At 70.2% G+C, this 18729-nt stretch carries 14 protein-coding genes; 5 read left to right on the top strand and 9 right to left on the bottom strand.

What is annotated here, in order from left to right; genetic code table 11:
* Positions 1-34: 34 nt before the first annotated feature.
* Positions 35-1357 (bottom strand): UDP-glucose dehydrogenase family protein, encoded by a 1323-nt coding sequence (locus ACZ55A_RS12295; RefSeq protein ID WP_468838064.1) that lies wholly within the window; start codon positions 1355-1357, stop codon positions 35-37.
* A gap of 215 nt (positions 1358-1572) precedes the next feature.
* Between ACZ55A_RS12295 and ACZ55A_RS12290 the strand changes: the two genes are divergently transcribed.
* Positions 1573-2748, top strand: a complete 1176-nt coding sequence (locus tag ACZ55A_RS12290) for an acyl-CoA dehydrogenase family protein (RefSeq protein ID WP_468838061.1) — start codon at positions 1573-1575, stop codon at positions 2746-2748.
* Between the two features lie 945 nt (positions 2749-3693).
* On the opposite strand, the gene ACZ55A_RS12285 is transcribed toward ACZ55A_RS12290, so the two are convergent.
* Positions 3694-4980: an LCP family protein gene (locus ACZ55A_RS12285; protein ID WP_468838058.1), complete on the bottom strand. Its 1287-nt coding sequence runs from the start codon at positions 4978-4980 to the stop codon at positions 3694-3696.
* Positions 4981-5243: 263 nt separating this feature from the next.
* Between ACZ55A_RS12285 and ACZ55A_RS12280 the strand changes: the two genes are divergently transcribed.
* Positions 5244-5798 carry an acyl-CoA thioesterase gene (locus ACZ55A_RS12280; RefSeq protein WP_468838055.1) on the top strand — a complete coding sequence of 185 codons (555 nt, stop codon included), beginning with the start codon at positions 5244-5246 and terminating at the stop codon, positions 5796-5798.
* Here ACZ55A_RS12280 and ACZ55A_RS12275 read toward each other — a convergent pair.
* From ACZ55A_RS12275 to ACZ55A_RS12265, 3 genes are all read right to left on the bottom strand, one after another.
* A complete protein-coding gene (locus ACZ55A_RS12275; protein ID WP_468838052.1) occupies positions 5749-6330 on the bottom strand; it encodes a VanZ family protein in 582 nt (193 codons plus the stop codon). The genes ACZ55A_RS12280 and ACZ55A_RS12275 overlap by 50 nt on opposite strands.
* A gap of 38 nt (positions 6331-6368) precedes the next feature.
* Positions 6369-6827, bottom strand: coding sequence for a hypothetical protein (locus ACZ55A_RS12270; protein WP_468838049.1), 459 nt, complete (start codon positions 6825-6827; stop codon positions 6369-6371).
* Between the two features lie 73 nt (positions 6828-6900).
* A complete protein-coding gene (locus ACZ55A_RS12265) occupies positions 6901-8361 on the bottom strand; it encodes an LCP family protein (protein WP_468838046.1) in 1461 nt (486 codons plus the stop codon).
* A gap of 266 nt (positions 8362-8627) precedes the next feature.
* Between ACZ55A_RS12265 and ACZ55A_RS12260 the strand changes: the two genes are divergently transcribed.
* Positions 8628-9653 carry a glycosyltransferase family 2 protein gene (locus tag ACZ55A_RS12260; RefSeq protein ID WP_468838044.1) on the top strand — a complete coding sequence of 342 codons (1026 nt, stop codon included), beginning with the start codon at positions 8628-8630 and terminating at the stop codon, positions 9651-9653.
* A 58-nt stretch (positions 9654-9711) separates the two neighbouring features.
* Here the strand turns inward: ACZ55A_RS12260 and ACZ55A_RS12255 are convergent, their stop codons facing one another.
* The 4 genes from ACZ55A_RS12255 to ACZ55A_RS12240 all read right to left on the bottom strand — a co-directional run bounded on the left by ACZ55A_RS12255 (position 9712) and on the right by ACZ55A_RS12240 (position 15634).
* Entirely contained in the window at positions 9712-11400 is a 1689-nt protein-coding gene (locus tag ACZ55A_RS12255) for an LCP family protein (RefSeq protein WP_468838042.1), read from the bottom strand.
* A 74-nt stretch (positions 11401-11474) separates the two neighbouring features.
* Positions 11475-13250 (bottom strand): LCP family protein, encoded by a 1776-nt coding sequence (locus tag ACZ55A_RS12250; protein ID WP_468838040.1) that lies wholly within the window; start codon positions 13248-13250, stop codon positions 11475-11477.
* A 235-nt stretch (positions 13251-13485) separates the two neighbouring features.
* Positions 13486-14712, bottom strand: coding sequence for an LCP family protein (locus tag ACZ55A_RS12245; protein ID WP_468838037.1), 1227 nt, complete (start codon positions 14710-14712; stop codon positions 13486-13488).
* A 157-nt stretch (positions 14713-14869) separates the two neighbouring features.
* Positions 14870-15634: a TIGR03089 family protein gene (locus tag ACZ55A_RS12240; RefSeq protein WP_468838035.1), complete on the bottom strand. Its 765-nt coding sequence runs from the start codon at positions 15632-15634 to the stop codon at positions 14870-14872.
* A 110-nt stretch (positions 15635-15744) separates the two neighbouring features.
* Here ACZ55A_RS12240 and ACZ55A_RS12235 point away from each other — a divergent pair, with 110 nt between their 5' ends.
* The gene (locus ACZ55A_RS12235) at positions 15745-17109 is read left to right on the top strand and encodes a peptidoglycan recognition protein family protein (RefSeq protein ID WP_468838033.1); all 1365 of its coding nucleotides are present in this window, start codon (positions 15745-15747) and stop codon (positions 17107-17109) included.
* 239 nt (positions 17110-17348) lie between these two features.
* Positions 17349-18431 (top strand): mannose-1-phosphate guanylyltransferase, encoded by a 1083-nt coding sequence (manB, locus tag ACZ55A_RS12230; RefSeq protein ID WP_468838031.1) that lies wholly within the window; start codon positions 17349-17351, stop codon positions 18429-18431.
* The last annotated feature ends 298 nt before the right edge of the window (positions 18432-18729 follow it).

Raw genomic sequence — 18729 nt, 5'->3', positions numbered from 1 at the left:
CGGCGGGAAAGCCGACAACGTGGGGCAAGAACCGCTACGCGGACGGGCGCCCCAGGGCCCGATAAGTCCAGCCCGCCTTGCGCCACAGCTGGGGGTCGAGGGCGTTGCGGCCGTCCAGGATGCGGCGTTCGGCGACTACCTCGCCCAGGACCGCCGGGTCCAGTTCGCGGAATTCGCGCCACTCCGTCAGGTGCAGCACCGCATCCGCGCCGCGCACGGCCTCCAGCGCGCTGTCCGCGTAGGCCAGCGTCGGGAAGATCCGCCGGGCGTTCTCCATGCCCTTCGGGTCGTAGACGGTGACCTGGCCGCCCTGGAGGTGGATCTGGCCGGCGACGTTGAGCGCGGGGGAGTCGCGTACGTCGTCCGAGTCCGGCTTGAAGGTGGCGCCGAGGACGGCGACCCGCTTGCCGAGGAAGCCGCCGCCGACCGCGTCCCGGGTCAGCTCGACCATGTGGCCGCGGCGCCGCATGTTGATCGAGTCGATCTCGCGCAGGAACGTCAGCGCCTGGTCGGCGCCGAGTTCACCGGCGCGTGCCATGAAGGCCCGGAGGTCCTTGGGCAGGCAGCCGCCGCCGAAGCCGATGCCGGCCCGCAGGAACTTCTTGCCGATCCGCTCGTCGTGCCCGATGGCCTCGGCCAGTTTCACCACATCGCCGTCGGCGGCCTCGCAGACCTCCGCCATCGCGTTGATGAAGGAGATCTTCGTCGCCAGGAAGGAGTTGGCGGAGGTCTTCACCAGCTCGGCCGTCGGGTAGTCCATGACGATGAACGGCGAGCCCTCGGCGATCGGCGTGGCGTACACCTCGCGCAGCAGTTCCTCGGCGCGCTCGCCGGCCACGCCGGCCACGATCCGGTCCGGGTGCAGGGTGTCGTCGACGGCGAAGCCCTCGCGCAGGAACTCCGGGTTCCAGGCCAGCTCGACCCCGTCGGGCAGCAGTTCGGCGAGCCGGGCCGCGCTGCCCACCGGCACCGTGGACTTGCCGACCACCAGCGCACCCGGCCGTACATGCGGCGCCAGCGAGCCGAAGGCGCGCTCCACGTACGACATGTCGCAGGCGTACTCACCGTGCTTCTGCGGAGTGTTCACACAGACGAAGTGCACATCGCCGAACGCGCAGATCTCCTCGTAGGAGGTGGTGAAGCGCAGCCGGCCGGTGGAGCCCTCGATCCCGGCGACGTGGCGGCGCAGCAGCTCCTCCAGGCCCGGTTCGTACATCGGGACCTGGCCGCGCTGGAGCATCTCGATCTTCTCGGGGACCACGTCGAGCCCCAGCACCTCGAAGCCCAGCTCGGCCATGGCCGCGGCGTGCGTGGCACCGAGGTACCCGGTGCCGATCACGGTGATCTTGAGGGCCATGGACGCTCCAGACGCTGACGGGGAAAACGGCGCTGACCGAGCATAGTCGGGCGGTGAACGGCCTCCTCCGGGCATGCCCGGGCGGGTGCGTAACTGTCGGCAACCTCACGTATCCGCAGGCCGGGTCCGGCGCCTAGAATCCGGAGAGGAAACGGGTTACTTAACGGTAGTTAGCACATTGCAGTTGCACTTAGCTCACAGGGGAGTGAGAGACCTTGGCGGGAACCGCTGATTTCGATCTGTACCGGCCGTCGGAGGAGCACGACATGCTCCGCGAGTCGGTGCGCTCGCTCGCCGAGGCGAAGATCGCGCCGTTCGCCGCCGAGGTGGACGAGGAGGGCCGCTTCCCGCAGGAGGCGCGTGACGCGCTGACCCTCAACGACCTGCACGCGGTGCACGTCCCCGAGGCGTACGGCGGTGCCGGCGCCGATGCGCTGGCCACCGTCATCGTCATCGAGGAGGTCGCCCGGGTCTGTGCGTCGTCCTCCCTGATCCCGGCCGTCAACAAGCTCGGCTCGCTGCCGGTGATCCTCTCCGGCTCCGAGGAGCTGAAGAAGAAGTACCTGGGCCCGCTCGCCTCGGGCGACGCGATGTTCTCGTACTGCCTGAGCGAGCCGGACGCCGGTTCGGACGCGGCGGGCATGAAGACCCGGGCCGTACGGGACGGCGACTTCTACGTCCTCAACGGTGTGAAGCGCTGGATCACCAACGCCGGTGTCAGCGAGTACTACACGGTGATGGCCGTCACCGACCCCGAGAAGCGTTCCAAGGGCATCTCGGCCTTTGTCGTCGAGAAGGGCGACGAGGGCGTTTCCTTCGGCGCCCCGGAGAAGAAGCTCGGCATCAAGGGCTCGCCGACCCGCGAGGTCTACCTCGACAACGTCCGGATCCCCGCCGACCGCATGATCGGCGCGGAGGGCACCGGGTTCGCCACCGCCATGCAGACCCTGGACCACACCCGCATCACCATCGCGGCCCAGGCGCTCGGCATCGCACAGGGCGCGCTGGACTACGCCAAGGGCTACGTCCAGGAGCGCAAGCAGTTCGGCAAGCCGATCGGCGACTTCCAGGGCGTGCAGTTCATGCTCGCCGACATGGCCATGAAGCTGGAGGCGGCCCGTCAGCTGACCTACGCCGCGGCCGCCCGCTCCGAGCGGATATCGGCCGGCGGCAAGGGCGAGGACCTCACCTTCTTCGGCGCCGCGGCCAAGTGCTACGCCTCCGACGCGGCCATGGAGATCACCACCGACGCCGTCCAGCTGCTCGGCGGCTACGGCTACACCCGTGACTACCCGCTGGAGCGGATGATGCGGGACGCCAAGATCACCCAGATCTACGAGGGCACCAACCAGGTGCAGCGCATCGTCATGGCGCGCAACCTGCCGCAGTAGGTTTTCCGCAGGTCAGCTACCCCGTCGGGCGCTCCGGAAGTCGTGATCGACTCTCGGTTGGCCGGTACGGACGACAAGGCCCCCAGCGTTGTGCCGGGGGCCTTCCGTATGGGCTTGAGGTCCGTCCGCCACCGCACGTTCTCCGGCGCCCACGCCCCGGTCACGCGGATCCGCGGCCACATGCCCTCACGGAACGCGGAAGCGAAGCATTTCACCTGGACCGCGACCGCCGACGAGATCCTCGCCGAAAGTTCTCTCGTGCAGCTCGGGATGGAAAACTCGCCGATACCAACTCGAAACAAGACGAACCGATCATAAAGTGCTGGGAGTGAGTCTTGAGCCGGGTGTAGGGTGAAGCTAAATGCGGGTGGGGAATATTCCTCGCGAAATTTCCCTTGTGATTTCTTTTTTGGGGGAGGAATAGTGCGTCGCGCACTTGGTTACTCTGCGGCGGTTGCAGGCGTAGTCGCTGCCATTACTGCCACATCACTCATCGGTCCTGCTTCGGCCGAGCCGGGCGATACGGTGTACAGCGAGAATGGCTGGTCTTCCGCCGACTTCTACTCCATAAGGAAGGGTGTCCAGGTGGTCTGTGACCAGGTCGCCGGACACCATTCCGGTGTGGGGAAGTACCGGTGGCGTGGAGGCTCTAAAACCATCTGGGCTTCGGGCGGCAATGGGGACTGTACCCAGCATGAAAGCGGCATCCCGAAGGGTGTAACCGTACACTTCCGAGCCTGTGTAGGGGACAAGAGCACGGGCAAGATATGGGATTGCGGTTACGAAGGCTGGGCCGTCAACGAGCGCTAAGGGTTACGAAGCCCTAGGGGGCGGGGCTGCAGCGAATATCGCGAGCGTCGCTTCCTGCGGACTTACAGGGTTGGGCCTCAGTTCGCCACTGAGGCCCAACCCTGTAAGTCATACGCGTTCGACTGGTCCCGTCTTCTAGTCGACCGTGACCTTCTCGTCGTTGTTCAACTGCTGGACCAGCTGCTGAACCTTGGCCTTGTCCCAGACCAGGTTGCCGCCGGTGGAGCCGGAGACCGGCATGTTCATCGACTTGCCCTCCCCGCCGGTGACGCCCTTCATCGCGAAGAACATCTGACCCAGGTCCCACAGGCTCATGTCCTTGTCGACGATGAGGGTGTCCAGGCCGGCGCCCATCGTCGGGTAGAGCTTGAACGGGTTGAGGATCGTGCCGGGCGTGGCGGTCTGGCTGGCCAGCGCGGACAGGAACTTCTGCTGGTTCTTCGTACGGTCCAGGTCACTGCCGGAGAAGGCGTGCCGGGTGCGGACGAAGGCGAGCGCCTGCTGGCCGTTGAGGGTCTGCTTGCCCGCCGGGAAGTCGGCGCCCGACCACTTGTCCTTGAACGCCTTGGGGATGTTCATCTCGACGCCGCCGATGGCGTCCACGATGTTGGCGAACCCGGCGAAGCCGATCTCGACGTAGTGGTCGATGTGCAGCTTGGTGTTGAACTCGACGGTGCGTACCAGCAGCTCGGGGCCGTCCTCCGAGTAGGGCGTGTTGAGCTTGGTGTGCCGCCCGGTGCCCGGGTACTTCTTGCCGGAGTCCGAGCCGACGAAGGACGGTATCTCCACGTCGGAGTCGCGCGGCAGGGATATCAGCGTCGGGCCGTTGCTGCCGTCGTGCAGGATCATCATGGAGTCGGTGCGCTTGCCGTCGACCGAGCCGGTGTGCAGCTTCTTCTTGTCCTCGGCGGACATGCCCTCGCGGCTGTCCGAGCCGACGATCAGGTAGTTGGTGCCGTCGCCCTCCTCCGGCCGGTCGATGACCTTGCTCAGGTCGACCTGGCGGCGGAGCTTGCCGTCGGCCCAGAAGTACGTGGCGACCGAGGCGACCAGCAGCACCGTGACGAGGGTGATGACGGTCCACTTGATGCGCCGGCCCCAGCGGGGGCGCGGGCGGCCGCCGTAGCCGTCGTCGTAGTCGTCACCGCCGCCGTGGCCCCGGCCGCCGCCGTAGACCTGGCCGGTGTTGTAACCGTCGTCATATCCGTCGTCGTAGCCCTGGGACTGCTGCGGCGGCACGGTCGCGCCCCTGCGCGGGGACATCGACGGCGGGAGCGGAGGCTCCTGCCGCTGATAGCCGGGGGCTGTGTCGCGCCGCACCTGGGGCATGGCGCGCGCTCCCTCCGGCTGGGCGCTGCCGCTGCCGCGTCCGTACCGGTTGCCGCTCTGGTCGCCGGACCACCCATTGGGCCACTCATTCATACGGGGAAGTGTGCACGGCCCGAGGTGCCCTCCAATAGGGCGGGTGCCGGATCGGGCCAGGGCTGTTGCAGAGCTGATGCAAAGCTACGGCGGCCTTCCGCCCCATATCTGAAGGGGCCGTGACCATCCCGACGCGGCGACCGGAAGCATTCATTCCGGAAGGTTTCCGGCGTCGGCCGGGAGACATGACTCACGTACCTCGGGAGACCTGTGTCACCCCACGAGTGCGCAGGCGCCCCGCGGTCCCCGCTTACGCTGGCTGCATGACCGAACTCGTCACCCACGACCCCGACGGTGAGCTCCTGGGCAAGCCCACCTCCGTGTCCCGCATCACACTCAGCCACATCATGACGGCCGGCGACACAAACCTCCTCGGGACGGTGCACGGTGGCGTGATCATGAAGCTGGTCGACGACGCGGCGGGCGCGGTGGCCGGCCGCCACTCCGGCGGACCGGCGGTCACCGCCTCCATGGACGAGATGGCCTTCCTCGAACCGGTCCGGATCGGCGACCTCGTGCATGTCCGCGCCCAGGTCAACTGGACCGGCCGCTCCTCGATGGAGGTCGGCGTACGGGTCCTGGCCGAGCGCTGGAACGAATCCAGCCCGCCCCAGCAGGTCGGCTCCGCCTATCTCGTCTTCGCCGCCGTCGACGAACACGGCAAACCGCGCCGGGTGCCGCCGGTGCTCCCCGAGACCGAACGGGACCAGCGCCGCTACCAGGAGGCGCAGATCCGCCGTACGCACCGCCTCGCCCGGCGCCGCGCCATCATGGAACTGCGCGAACGGCGCGCCGCGGAAGGCCTCGACGACGCATAGCGGCCACCGCCAGCTGTCCCAGCAGCGCCAGGCCGGCGCCGACCACGGTGCCGGCCGCCGCGCACAGCACATCGTCGATATCGGCGATCCGCCCCGCCCTCATCAGCAGCTGCGCCGTCTCGATCGCCAGGCACAGCCCCACCCCCATCAGGAACGCGGCGGCCACCGACGTACCCGGCGCGGCGAACCGCAGCAGCAGCGGCGCCGGCACGAACAGTGCGGCATTGGCGGTCTGCCGCCGCACCAGCATCGTCAGCTCCCCCGGCTCCAGCTGGGCGCCCAGGTCGAACAGCCCCTCACCGGGCCGCCACCACACCGTCGCGTCCCCCGAGCCGATCGGCTGGGCCGGCGCCAGCGTCGCCACCAGGAGCAGCAGCAGCCAGCCCGCCAGCAACAGCCGTGCGGTGGTGCGCGGGGCGCCGCCGGCCGGGGCACGGGTGGCCCACACCGCGAAGCCCGCCGCCACGCCCAGCGCCGCGAGGAGAAAGAGCGTCACCGTGGTGGGGGTGATGCCCAGCACAACCTGCCACACGATGCGCACCTTTCACGAAAGTCCGGGCATCCCGGACATCAGTTGCAGCTCCACTTGGTGACATAGACCGTTTCCCCGCGCTCCATCACGCCCCGGATGCACTCGTCCGACAGCATCTCCACCCGGCCGCTCAGCCCGACCGCGCCACCCCGCGTCCGCCGGGTGCCGAACCAGCCCGGAAACGCCGTGATCCGGGCGTTCTTGCGCTGATAGCCCAGCCGCACGGTGATCTCGCGGAGGCCGGCCGCCGCCCCCTGCCGCCGGTAGGTCGCCGCATAGATCCCGTCGGACCCCACAGGACCGCGCAGACACAGCTGACCGCGCACCAGGTCCCCACAGCCCGTCGGGGCGTCCGGCGTCGGCTGGGCCGCCGCGGCGGTCGCCGCCACCAGACACATCGCCGCGACCGCCACCACGGCCCGGCGGGCGGAGTGACGGGCCTCCGGCCGGCGCACGGGCGGCCGGGGCGCGGTGCGCCGCGGCGCGGGAACACTCATACCGAAACCTCACTGCGCCCGGCCCCGCACCCGCGCGGCACACACCACTCGACGACTCCCGCACCGCGCTCGCTCATGGGCACACGGCCTCATCGCCGGTGATCGCCGCGATCCCGCCCGGCTTCCGGTCCGGCTCCTCGGCCCGCACCCGGTTGACCGCCGTATGGTCCCGGCCGACCGTCACCTGCATCACCGGCCCCTGCCCGGCCACCGGCCGCAGCTCGGCACCCGGCAGCGCCGCCGCCAGCGAGCGCGCCGAGCGGTCCCAGCGCGGGTCGTAGGCGATGACCGTACGGCCCACCTTGCCGATGGTGGAGTTGCCGGGGACACCGACCGTGGCGAACCCGGTGGCCCGCAGCTCCCTGGCCACCGCCGCGCCCAGCCCCGCCCGGTCGCTGCCGTTGCTGACCCGCACCTGGATCCGGCCCGGCGGTACGTCGACGACGGTGGCCCGCGGCTCCTTGCGGGCGTGGTGCACCGCGATCGGCCGGTCCTCACGGATCGCCTGGAAGAGCCTGGGCGCCGCCACCGGGTCCCACCGCACCGTCGAGCCGACGCCCGGCACCGGCTGCGCCAGATCGGCCAGCGGTACGGAGGTGAACTCCGAGGACGACGGGGTGAAGCCGCGCATCGCCTGCCCCAGGTCGACCAGGTCGTTGGCGCCGAAGCCGGAGTCGGCGCGTACGGACTTCAGCATCGTGTCGGCGACGTCCTTGAAGCGGATCGGGTTCATCAGCACTCCGGAGGAGGTGATCTTGTGGATGAGGGCGGCCAGGAAGCGCTGCTGGCGCTGCATCCGGCCGAGGTCGGCGGAGCCGTCGATATGCCGCGAGCGCACGTACTGGAGTGCCTGACCGCCGTTGAGCTGCGTCTTGCCGACCGGCAGGGACAGGCCCGTATAGCTGTCGTGCAGCGGCCGGGCGGTGCAGATCTCCACCCCGCCGACCGCGTCCACCGTCCGCATGAAGCTGGTGAAGTCGACCTCCAGATAGTGGTCGATATGCACCCCCGTCATGTGCTCCACGGTCCGCACCGTCAGGCTGGGGCCGCCCTCCGCATACGCCGCGTTCAGCTTGATGGCGCGCTGCGGACGCGGTCTGCCGGTCACCGCGTCGGTGTGCGCGGGGACCTCGGCGTAGGAGTCACGCGGCAGGCTGACGACGCTGGCCCGGTCCCGGTCGGCGGACAGATGCACCAGCATCAGCGTGTCGGTGCAGTGACAGGGCGCGCCCCCCAGGTGGTACGTCGCCTTCTCCGCCTCGGTGAGCCTGTCCCGCCCGTCCGTCCCGACCACCAGGAAGTTCAGCCCGTCGCCGCCCCCGGGCCGGTCACTCATCCCCTGGAAGGCGTCCACCCGCCCGATACCGCTCTCCACGCCCGTGACCATCGCGTGCCCCACCCCGCTCGCCCCCAGCAGCAGCACGGAGACCGCGGCCCCGATCCGCAGCCCCCACCGCCGCCCCGGCCGACGGCGCGGCTCGGGCCGGGCAGCCGGGCGCCGGGCCGGGCGGGGGGAGCGGAACGGCGCGGTCACGGGGGACACCTCCGCGGCTGGCCGGGCAGGAGCGGCGCCCGGCGGGGGAGCGGTCGGGAACGGACGGGTGGGGACGAAGGCGGCGAGGACACCATAGGGCGATACGATCTGCTGCAAAGCCCCACACGCCGGGCATCGGGCGCCCTCCCACCCGGCTGCGTCCGACGGTGTCCCCCATACGCGGTAACGTGAGGCGCGATTCTGCAGTCTCCCGGCGGGCGCTGCCGTCGCTGGCGGCGCGCCACGGCCCGTACCCCCGAGGAACCATGCCGCAGCAGCAGCCCCCGGCCGTCTCCGTGATCATGCCGGTGCTCAATGAGGAACGTCACCTGCGCAATTCGGTCCGGCACATCCTGGAGCAGGAGTACGCCGGCGAGATGGAGGTGGTGATCGCCCTCGGCCCGTCCACGGACCGTACCGACGAGATCGCCGCCGAACTCGTCCGCGAGGACCCCAGGGTGCAGACCGTGCCCAACCCCACCGGCCGCACCCCCGCCGCGCTCAACGCCGCGATCAAGGCCTCCCGGCACCCCATCGTCGTCCGCGTCGACGGCCACGGCATGCTCTCCGCCAACTACATCGCCACCGCGGTACGCCTCCTGGAGGAGACCGGCGCGGCCAACGTCGGCGGCATCATGCACGCCGAGGGCGAGAACGCCTGGGAGGACGCGGTCGCCGCCGCGATGACCTCCAGGATCGGCGTGGGCAACGCCGCCTTCCACACCGGCGGCCAGGCCGGCCCCGCCGAAACCGTCTACCTCGGCGTCTTCCGCCGCGAGGCCCTGGAACAGCAGGGCGGCTACAACGAGGAGTTCATCCGCGCCCAGGACTGGGAGCTGAACTTCCGCATCCGCGAGGCCGGCGGCCAGATCTGGTTCTCACCCGAACTGAAGGTCCAGTACCGCCCCCGCCCGAACATCAAGGCGCTGGCCAAGCAGTACAAGGACTACGGCAAGTGGCGCCATGTCGTCGCCCGCTACCACGCCGGCTCGATCAACCTGCGCTACCTCGCCCCGCCGACCGCCGTCTGCGCCATCGCCGCCGGCCTCGTGATCGGCGCGGCCGTCACCCCCTGGGGCCTCGTCGTCCCCGCCGGCTACCTCGCGGCCATCACCGCCGGCTCCCTCCCCGCCGGCAAGGGCCTCTCACTCAAGGCCCGGGCCCAGATCCCCCTCGCCCTGGCCACCATGCACATGTCCTGGGGCGTGGGCTTCCTCACCAGCCCCCGCTCCCTCGCCAAGAAGGTCATCGCCAGCCGCCGCCCGGCAGTACTGGCCCCGGCGGCCGAATAGCCGGACCGGGCCCGCCCGCCGGCGGCGACGCGGGCCCGGCACGACCGGGAAGACCTCCCTAGAACGTGTAGTCCGGGTTCACCTTCATACAGGCCTTGGTGTCCTCGCCGTTGAGGGCATCGGCGCTGTCCGGAGCCTTGTCCGCCGACTTTCCGTCGTCCGGCTTCTTCGGGTACGTGGCGCCGCTGCGCCAGTCGTTGCCGATCACCAGCTGCATACCGGTGGCCGAACTGGACTCCCGCACCGCGCCCTTGGGCAGACCGAGCGCCTTCGCCACCGCCAGCGCATCGCCGCGGTGGGCCTTGCCGTGGTACGTGAGGGTGGTGTCGGCCTGGGAGGTGAGCACCGTGTTGGTGGACGCCGCGGTGTAGCCGAGGCCCGCCAGCTGCTGCTGGACCACGGACGCCCGGCCCGAGGCGGGGCCGTTCACCGTGCTGTTGGTGCCGTTCTGCACGACAACCTTCAGCTCGCTCTTGGGAGTTGACGGCTTCGGTTCGGGCGCCGGCTTCTTCTTGCGGTCCTTGCCGTCGAGCGCGGTGTCGTTGCGCAGCATCGCGAACGTCGCGTCCGCATCGCCCGGCTTGGGCAGCACGTACTCCCCAGCGGGCCCGTACACCCAGGGCATGGTGACCATCGTGATGCGCTTGGTCGGCACCCGGCTGAGGTCGCCGCCCAGGTCGTAGAGCTTCTTGACGGTGTCGAGGCCGTCGTCGACGGTCAGCGCATCGGTCGCGGCCTCCGCCAGATCGCGCAGCTGCCCCGGGTTGGTGAGCTTGGTGCCCTTCTTCAGCTGCCGGACCATCGAGTTCATGTACATGTGCTGGGCCTTGGCCCGGCCGATGTCGGTGTTGTCCTCGAAGCCGTAGCGGGTGCGCAGCCACTGAAGGGCCTGGACGCCCTTGACGGAGTGGGTGCCCTTGGTGAGCTTCAGACCGCTGCCGTGGCCCTTGCTGTCGTGCGAGTAGACGTTGTTGTCGACGCACACCGGGACGCCGCCGATGGCGTCGGCCATCGACACCACACCGGAGAAGTCGACCATCATGAAGTGGTCGATGTACACACCGGTCAGCTCCTGCCAGGTGGCCAGGGTGCAGCCCGGACCGCCGTACTGGAGGGACTCGTTGATGGGTCCGGTGGTCTGCGGATACGTCTTGTGGCTCTTCGGGTCGGTGCACTTGGGGATCGTCACCCGGGTGTCCCGCGGGATGGAGATCACCGACATGTTGGAGCGGTCGGCGGAGACATGCACCAGCATCTGGACATCGGCGAGCGGCTTACGGTCCGCGTCCTGCCGGGCGCCGCCCAGCTCGATGTTCTTCTTGCTGTCCCGGCCGTCCGAACCGAGCAGCAGGATGTTCAGCGGGCTCTGCCCGAAGGCGTTGGGGTCCGGCTTCTTCAGACCGCCGCCGCCCAAAGACCGCGGCGCCTTCCGCAGGTTGGCATTGAGGTGCTCGTAGTACCAGTAGCCGGCGCCGGCCGCGCCCACTATCAGCACGGCGACCGTCAGCGCGGTCCAGCGCAGCACCTTGCGGCCCTTGCGGCGGCGCGGCCGCCCGCCCTTGCGGTGGCCGCCCTCCTCGGGCACCTCGTCGTCGCCGGCCGGCTCACCGCCCTCCGGCGGCGTCCAGCCGGGCGAGTCCGGCGGCAGCCCCTTGTCCTCGTACAGGCTGTCGTCCCAGCCCAGCTCCTGCGCGTCCGTCCGGCCACGCCGCCGCGATCTGTCACCACGCACACTGCTCTGCCGCATTGGGCCCTCTCCCCGTTGTCCATTGCGTGGTGCGCCCGGCGCCTGCGCAGGCGGCCGGGCGGATTCCGCGCGGGTTACTTGGCGCAGACGTTCTTGTCATCCGCATTGACGTTCTGCACCCCGTCCGGGGTTTCGGTCGGCGCCGTGATCGGCGTGCCCGGTGCCTTGAAGTCCTTGCCGAGGACGAGCTTCATCGGTACCCGGTCACCGGCGTCCTGCGAGGACTTCTTCAGCGCGCTCTTCGGCAGGCCCATCCAGTCCGCCAGCGTCGCAGCCTGGTCGGCCTGGTTGGGGGCGTATTCGAGACGCGTGGCGGACAGCTTCGCCGGGGCGTTGCCGGCGTTGGTGGACAGCTGGGCGCCCTTGATGTTCTGGAGCCAGTCCACGGTCTCCTGCGCCGAGCCGATCGGCCCGCCGCCGTTGCTCACATCGACCCGGACGAGCCCCGGCGCGGCCTTCTGCACCGGCTTCTTGCCCTTGCCCTTGCCCTTCTTGCCCTTGGCCAGCGCGTGGTCCGCCCGCACCATCGCGAACAGCGGATCGGCCTTGGCCGGGTTCAGGATGACGGTGGCCGGGTCCTTGGGGTTGTCCAGCACCGGCACCGTGGCGAAGGTGATCCGGTTGATGTCGACCCGCTTGAGGTCATTGCCGAAGTCCAGCAGCTTGCTCGCCGTGCCGATACCCGTGTCGACGGTCAGCGCCCTGGTCGCCGCCTGGCTGACGTCATAGAGCTTGCCGGGGCTGCTGAAGGCGTCGGACTTCAGCTTCCGGATCAGCGCGCTGAGGAACTGCTGCTGAAGCTCGATCCGGCTCAGGTCGCTGCCCGTACCGACCGCGTGCCGGGTACGGACGAACGCCAGCGCCTGCTCACCCTTGACGATGTGCCGTCCGGCCTTCAGATGCAGATGCGACTTCGGGTCGTTGATGTCCTTGCCGGCGCACACCTCGACACCGTCCACCGCGTTGGACAGCTCCTTGACCGCGTTGAAGTCGGCCATCATGAAGTGGTTTATCTTCAGCCCGGTCATCTTCTCGACCGTGCGCCAGGTGCAGCCCGGGTCCCGGCCCGCCTGGCCCAGGCTGGTGTTGAAGCGCACCCCCTGCTCGCCGGGGATGACCTTCTTCGAGCCGTCCTTCTGCTTCGTCGGGCAGTCCGGGATGTCGGTGATCATGTCGCGCGGGATGCTCAGCGCGGTGGCGTTCGTCCGGTCCTTGGAGATGTGCATCAGCAGTGTGGTGTCCGCGTGCCCGACGCTGCCGGCGTCGCCGTAGCCCGAATTGCCCTTACCGGAACGGGCGTCCGTACCGATGATCAGCACGTTCACCGGCCCGTCGGAGACCGCGTCGTTCTCCACGCCCACATCGACCTTGGAGATGTTGCCGTCCAACTGCTGGTAGAGGTAGTACGCCCCACCGCAGCCGGCCACCAGAACGAAGCCCAGCACACCGGCCGTCCAGTAAACCGCCTTCTTCTTCCCGGACTTCTTCGGCTTGCGCTTGCGGCGGCTCGCCGGACCCGCGGCCGAGGGCGAGGCCGTCGCCGTACGGCTGCCGGCCGCCCGGCGCGCGGCACGGCCGCCCGCCGGCGCCTCCTCCGCACCGTCCGCGGCCCGATCACCGCGCCGGCCACGCTGCGTCGGCAGCGGCCGGGTGTCGGTGTCGCCGCCCTCGCCACCGGGGCGGCGCGCGGCGCGTCTGGTGCCGGGCGCCGTACGGTCGGCGGGCCGAGCCGCGGCTTGACCGGCAGGGTCAATCCGCAGCTCGTAGTTGCCGGTGTTCGGATCGAACACCCACTGATCGGCGGGATCGACGTTGTTGTCGCCCGCCCGCCCACGGCCTTGCGCGTCCACGGTGCCTTGAGTCCTCCGTCGGTGCCACGCGGCGCCATCCCCTCAAGGCGCTCGGTAGGTCGATCGTGCAGTGCATGGTTTGGTGCATGGTCATCGGTCAGCCGTACGGGCCGACCGGATCGCTCACACTATCCGCCCAGTTCAGCGCCCCGCGACGCTCGTGACAAATTCCACTTCCCTACAACTGGGCATTCCGCCCAATCCCTTCGAGTCGCAGCTGTACTTTGCGGCATCTTTATTCGCAGATCCCGCGTTCAGCGGTCCTCCCGGGAAAGGTCGGACCCGAACTCGGCGACGGCGACGGTGATCCTTCCGGCTTCCCGTCCGCCCCACCGCCGCCCGCCCGCACCGGCTCCTCCGCGGCCTCCCGCGCGGGATCCACCGCCACCGGAAGATCCCTGCGCAACTGCCCGAAGAGCCGCTCGGCGTCCGGCTGCACCAGCTCATCGCGATTGGCGTCGAAGCGGTACTCCCGGCGCGGCACGGTCAGGAACTGCACCCGCTCGGTGGGAATGCGACGGGTGCTGCGCACCAATTCGTACAGGCCCCGCAGTGAGGCCAGCGCACCATCCGTGGTGAGCGAACTCGTCGCCGCGTCCAGCACCGGATACAGCCGGGTCGGATTGAGCAGGACACCATTACTCTGCACTTTCTTCACCAGAGCACCAAGAAATCGTTGTTGCCTCTCCATGCGCTGTGTGTCGCTGCCGTTGCCCAGCCCCTTTCTGGCCCGTACGTAACCGAGCGCGGCCTCCCCGTACAACGTCTGCCGGCCGGCAGGCAGCCGGACCCGCGCCGCATCGTCACGCACCGGCTGCGGCAGACACACCTCCACCCCGTCCACCGCATCCACCATCTGCTTGAACCCGACGAAGTCGATGATCATGTAGTGGTCGATCCGGATATGGGTCATCTTCTCGACCGTACGGATCGAACAGGCCGCCCCACCGACCGCGAACGCCACATTGAACTGCGCCGTCCGCGGCTCGGTCTCCGCACCGTCGGCCCGCATACAGTGCGGCACCTCCACCATCAGATCCCGCGGAATACTGACCGCCGTCGCGCTCTTCCGGTCCGCCGCCAGATGCAGCAGCATCGTGGTGTCCGAACGCTGACCACGGCTCCGCCCGTACTTACGGTTACCGCCCGTACGGCTGTCGGAGCCGATCAACAGCAGATTCTGGGCGTTCGGCGGACCCGCCGGAGGCCGCTCCGACTCCCACTTGCGCAGCTCCCGCTCGGTCGCGCTGTCGATGTGGATATTGCCGTTCAGCCGGACATACAGCGCCCAGCCGGTACCCGCCCCGGCCAGCACCGCCCCCGCCGCCCCCAGCGCCACCCAGCGCCGCCAGTGCCTGCGGCGCGACGGCCCCCTCCCGCCCCGCCCCGGCCCCCCGGCCGGGCGCTCGGCCCAGCCGGCGAACCTGGGAGGCTCGGGAGTATCGGTCACCTGTACGTCCATCCCTCACGGAGTCGGCGTCGCGCCCGCACGCGGGGCCCGGACGGTACGAGAGACCGACGAAACCCGCGCAGGGTTGTACGTAACTCACGAGCATGGACCTAAATGGGCGAAGGGGCCCGCCACGGACGCCTCCGCTCCGCCGGACGGGGGAGTGCCCTCACAACACCGGCAGCGGCGCCCGGAACGTGATCTTCTCGCTGGCCTCCCGGCCCGCCACACCCTCCGCGTCCAGCCGGCCGAGATGGCGGCACAGCACCACCGAGCCACCCGTCGCCAGCGGCGCGTACAGCCCGTAGGACAGGCCCCGCCAGTCGTCGTACGGCAGCCCCGACAGCACCCGCGGCGCCTCCGGCATCCCCGCCGCCCGCGCATCGGCCAGCGCACGGGCCCCGACCCCGGCACCCGTCAGCTCCTCACCACCGACCACCAGCGCCACCGCCCCCGGATCCACCGGAACGAACGGCGCAAAGCGGTCACCCTGGCTCGGCACCTCCACCGCATAATCCGCGAAACCCACCGGAGCCTGCGGAAAGCGCCCGCCCAACGGACGCAGCGCCAGCGCCACCCGCTCCCCGGAACACGCCCGCGCCGCATCCAGCCGGTCCGGCCCCGCGACCACCACATCGGCCGCGGCCGGATCACCGTCCACCTCCGCGACCACCCCCACCGACGCACACGCCAGCAACCACACCGCCGTCTGCCAGTGCGCCGGCAGCAGCAGCGCAAGCCGGTCACCCGGCCCGGCGGCCAGATCACCCTGGAGATAGTTGGCGGTCTTGGCCACCCAATTGGCGAAGGTCGCGACGGACAGTTCCACGCGCTCGCCGGTGGCATCGTCGTAGAAGGTCACCAGCGGGCGGGCCGGATCCGCGGCGAGCGCGGAACCCAGCAGGTCGGCAGGGGTGCGATCGATGGCGTTCATCGCCGCCAGGGTACGCGCGGCCCCGCCCGGCCGCGGCCCGGGCGCAGCACACCACAACACCGGATCGGCCGATGCCCCGTCAGATCACCATTGGCGAAGTCCGTCCCGCCATGTCCACGATGCTGTCCATGCGCCCCTTCCTCGCGAGCTGCCTCGGCGCGGCGTGCACCGCCGCCCTCGCCCTGCCCTTCGCGCCGGACGCCGGTGCCACCACCGCCGCCCGCCCACCGGCCCCCGCCCCGGCCGCGGCCCGCGCCGACGACCTGCCCGGCAGCACCCAGTCCCTGCCCGTGGCAACCCCCGGCACCACCGCCCCGCACACCGACCGCGACACCACCGGCGCACCCCACACCCTCGGACTGCCCGCCCGCACCGTACGGCCCTTCTCACTCCTCGGCGTCGTCTGGGACGACGCCGACGCCGAACTCCACGGCCGCGTCCAGGTCCGCACCCGCGCCACCAACAGCCGCCACTGGTCCAACTGGCAGGACGTCCAGGTCCACAACGACGACGCCCCCGACCTCGACGCCGCCGAACGCCACCACAGCGACGTCCGCGGCAGCACCGCCCCCCTCTGGGTCGGGGACTCCAACGCCGTCCAACTACGCATCACCCCCCACACCCACCGCCGCGCACCCGCCACCCTCCCCGGCGGCCTCCGCCTCGAACTCGTCGACCCAGGCAGCCGCCCCACCACCGACCGCGCCGCACCCGCCGACCCCCCGGTCCCGCTCAGCGCCGCAGCCGCCGCCGCCTCCGCCGCCAACGCCCGGTTCGCCCCCCTCGGCGCCACCGAAATCCCCGCCCTCGACCAAGCCGCCTCCCAGGACGACATCGCCGCCGTCGACGGAGCACCCCCAGGACACACCTACGTCGGACCACGCCCCCGCATCGTCACCCGCGCCGGCTGGGGCGCCGACGAGCAACTGCGCGAAAAGGCCTTCATCTACACCAAGACCGTGCGCGCCGCCTTCGTCCACCACAGCGGCTCGGGCAACAACTACACCTGCGCACAGGCCCCTTCACTGATCCGCGCCATGTACCGCTTCCACGTCAAGAGCAACCACTGGCGCGACCTCGGCTACAACTTCCTCATCGACAGATGCGGAACCGTCTACGAAGGCCGTGCCGGCGGCGTCGCCAAACCCGTCATGGGCGCCCACACCCTCGGCTTCAACAACGACAGCACCGGAATCGCCGTCCTCGGCACCTTCACCGGCGACGAACCGCCCAAGCCCGCCCTCGACGCCATCGCCCGCCTGACCGCCTGGAAACTCGGCCTCCACAGCATCGACCCCCGCGCCACCATCCACATGCTGTCGGGCGGCGGCAACCGCTACCCCAAAGGCACCAAGGTCCGGATGCACACCATCTCCGGCCACCGGGACGGCTTCACCACCGACTGCCCCGGCACCCACCTCTACAACAAGCTCGCCACCACCCGCCGCACCGCCGCACAACTGCAAGGCCGCTGACCCGGCTGATTACGCGCCACTGACCCGGTTTCGGCCGGTCACAGCGGGGACTTGGGGGTTTGTGAGGGTCTGAAGTGGTGCATGTTGCAGGCACCGATGAACCATTCCGGCCGCTGACGCGTCCTAACGATCACGACGAAGTGCGTCTCGTGTTCCACGTCCCACAGGGCGACCGGAAAACCGTCTGCCTACACTGGTCCGCCGATCGGCCGACCCCAGCAGGAAGCAGAGAAGACAAGGTGACTGAAGCGATCCTTCTGGTCGGCGGCAAGGGCACCCGGCTGCGCCCGCTGACGGTGCACACACCCAAGCCCATGGTCCCCGCCGCCGGGGTGCCGTTCCTCACCCACCAGCTGGCCCGCGCCCGGGCCGCCGGCGTGGAGCACATCGTCCTCGCCACCTCCTACCTCGCCGAGGTCTTCGAGCCGTACTTCGGCGACGGATCGGCACTCGGCCTGCACCTGGAGTACGTCACCGAGCGGGAACCACTGGGCACCGGCGGCGCCATCCGCAACGTCGCCGAACGGCTGCACTCCGCCCCCGGCGACCCCGTACTGATCTTCAACGGCGACATCCTCACCGGCCTCGACATCGCCGCCCTCGTCGACACCCACCGCACCTCCGGCGCGGACGTCTCCCTGCACCTCACCCGGGTCGAGGACCCCCGCGCCTTCGGCCTCGTCCCCACCGACGACACCGGCCGGGTCACCGCCTTCCTGGAGAAGCCGCAGACCCCCGAAGAGATCGTCACCGACCAGATCAACGCCGGCGCCTACGTCTTCAACCGGTCGGTCATCGACACCATCCCCGCCGGCCGCCCGGTCTCCGTCGAGCGCGAGACCTTCCCCGGACTGCTCGCCGACGGCGCCCACCTCCAAGGCATGGTCGACTCCACCTACTGGCTCGACCTCGGCACCCCGCAGGCCTTCGTCCGCGGCTCCGCCGACCTGGTCCTCGGCCGCGCCCCCTCCCCGGCCGTCCCCGGCCGCCGCGGCGACCGCCTGGTCCTGGAAACCGCCGACGTCGCCACGGACGCCAAGCTCACCGGCGGCACCGTCGTCGGCGCCCGCACGGTCATCGGCCCCGGCGCCCGGATCGACGGCAGCGCCGTCCTCGAAGGCGCCGTCATCGAGGAAGGCGCCCAGATCCGCGACTCACTGATCGGCGCCGGAGCCCACATCGGCGCCCGCACGATCCTCGACGGCGCCGTCATCGGCGACGGCGCCCACATCGGCCCCGACAACGAACTCCGCGCCGGCATCCGCATCTGGTGCGACGCCCACATCCCGGCCGGCTCGGTCCGCTTCTCCTCCGACCAGTAAGCCGGACCCCAGCCGGACCCCAGCCCGATCCCAGCCAGACCCCAGCCGGATCCCAGCCGGATCCCGGCCCCATTCCAGCCGGATCCCACACCCGCCGTCACAGCCTGTAACATCACCAGGAACCAATCACTCTCCGTAATCGTTGCGGAGAGTAAGGAGGCAGCACGCGAGGCCGAGCGGCGGCCCCGCGAGGCTGCGGCAGAACGTCCCGCGCCCCGGCGCGGACGCGAGACGTGTGCTGAATCCGAGGCCCACCCGCCGCCTGGCCCAGCCGCCACCCAGGGCCGGCCGGCACCCG

Source organism: Streptomyces sp. NPDC034111, from assembly GCF_055575375.1.
Note: the sequence above shows the minus strand (reverse complement) of the source record. Positions and strands in the feature narration are given on the sequence as shown.

Coding starts and splice junctions, on each gene's coding strand:
- ACZ55A_RS12235 (WP_468838033.1), top strand. CDS start 15,745: ATGTCCACGATGCTGTCCATGCGCCCCTTCCTCGCGAGCTGCCTCGGC.
- ACZ55A_RS12240 (WP_468838035.1), bottom strand. CDS start 15,634: ATGAACGCCATCGATCGCACCCCTGCCGACCTGCTGGGTTCCGCGCTC.
- ACZ55A_RS12295 (WP_468838064.1), bottom strand. CDS start 1,357: ATGGCCCTCAAGATCACCGTGATCGGCACCGGGTACCTCGGTGCCACG.
- ACZ55A_RS12245 (WP_468838037.1), bottom strand. CDS start 14,712: ATGGACGTACAGGTGACCGATACTCCCGAGCCTCCCAGGTTCGCCGGC.
- ACZ55A_RS12260 (WP_468838044.1), top strand. CDS start 8,628: ATGCCGCAGCAGCAGCCCCCGGCCGTCTCCGTGATCATGCCGGTGCTC.
- ACZ55A_RS12285 (WP_468838058.1), bottom strand. CDS start 4,980: ATGAATGAGTGGCCCAATGGGTGGTCCGGCGACCAGAGCGGCAACCGG.
- ACZ55A_RS12255 (WP_468838042.1), bottom strand. CDS start 11,400: ATGCGGCAGAGCAGTGTGCGTGGTGACAGATCGCGGCGGCGTGGCCGG.
- ACZ55A_RS12280 (WP_468838055.1), top strand. CDS start 5,244: ATGACCGAACTCGTCACCCACGACCCCGACGGTGAGCTCCTGGGCAAG.
- ACZ55A_RS12270 (WP_468838049.1), bottom strand. CDS start 6,827: ATGAGTGTTCCCGCGCCGCGGCGCACCGCGCCCCGGCCGCCCGTGCGC.